A 995-nucleotide genomic window follows, 5' to 3' on the forward strand; every position below is an offset into this window, starting at 1 on the left:
TCGAAATAGAGGTCCGGGATTTCCCGAAAATCGCGCTCCAGCATTTCTTGGTAACCCGACAGCCCGACGCGGTCGCCATTGTAGTGCACCTCGTCATGAACGAAGCGATGCAGCTTCTGCCAGTCCTGATTGTTGAGGCAGGCGATGTAGCCTCGATAGAGGTCGGTCACGGTCACGGCGATGGCTCCGGATTTTCGTCATATCTGCTCGATCCGGAAGATAGAACGACTGCGGGCGCAGTCCAGATGGAGAACCTGTTCCCGAATCGGGATGGGGCTCTATCTGCTCGTTTTGAGCATGTCTCCTCCGGAAACCCGGTTTCCTGTTCTAGCCTCGGTAGCGTAGCGCGTCGACCAGCAGCGAGAAGGCCGGCGTCGCTTGCCGGCGGCTGGGGTAATAGAGATGGTAGCCGGGGAAAGGCGCGCACCAGTCGGCGAGCACCCGCACCAGCCGGCCGTCGGCCAGATGGGCCGTTACCTGTTCCTCCGGCAGATAGGCAAGGCCGAGGCCGGCGAGCACCGCGTTCATGCGCAGCGCGGACGTATTGAACACCAACTGGCCCTCAACCCGCACTTTCAGCTCGCGCCCGGCCTTCTCGAACTCCCAGGCGTAGAGCCCGCCATAGGTGGGCAGCCGCAGATTGATGCAATTGTGGGTGGTCAGGTCCTGTGGCGTGCGCGGTTTCGGCCATTTGGCGAAATAGGCCGGCGATCCGACCACCGCCATGCGCATGTCGGGGCCGATGCGCACCGCGATCATGTCGCGCGCCACCTGTTCGCCCAGCCGCACGCCGGCGTCGAAGCGCTCGGCAACGATGTCGGTCAGGCTGTAGTCGACGATGATCTCGACTTTGATGTCGGGATAGTCGGGCAGGAATGTCGCCAGGGCAGGCCACAGGATCGCATCGGCGGCATGCTCACCGGCGGTGATGCGGATGGTGCCGGCGGGTTTTTCGCGCAAGGCGCTGAGTGCCGCGATCTCGGCCTCGATCTCAT

At 62.9% G+C, this 995-nt stretch carries 2 protein-coding genes; both read right to left on the reverse strand.

Annotated features, from left to right (window positions below; genetic code table 11):
• A partial coding sequence (locus tag EN750_RS36205; protein ID WP_189526746.1) for an ester cyclase occupies nucleotides 1–176 on the reverse strand: 176 nt, incomplete at its 3' end.
• Nucleotides 177–327: 151 nt separating this feature from the next.
• Nucleotides 328–995 (reverse strand): LysR substrate-binding domain-containing protein (locus EN750_RS36210; RefSeq protein ID WP_127399408.1); only part of this gene is annotated, 668 nt, incomplete at its 5' end.

Origin of the sequence: Mesorhizobium sp. M7A.F.Ca.ET.027.03.2.1 (assembly GCF_003999175.1) — a bacterium.
Classification (GTDB): Bacteria; Pseudomonadota; Alphaproteobacteria; order Rhizobiales; family Rhizobiaceae; genus Mesorhizobium.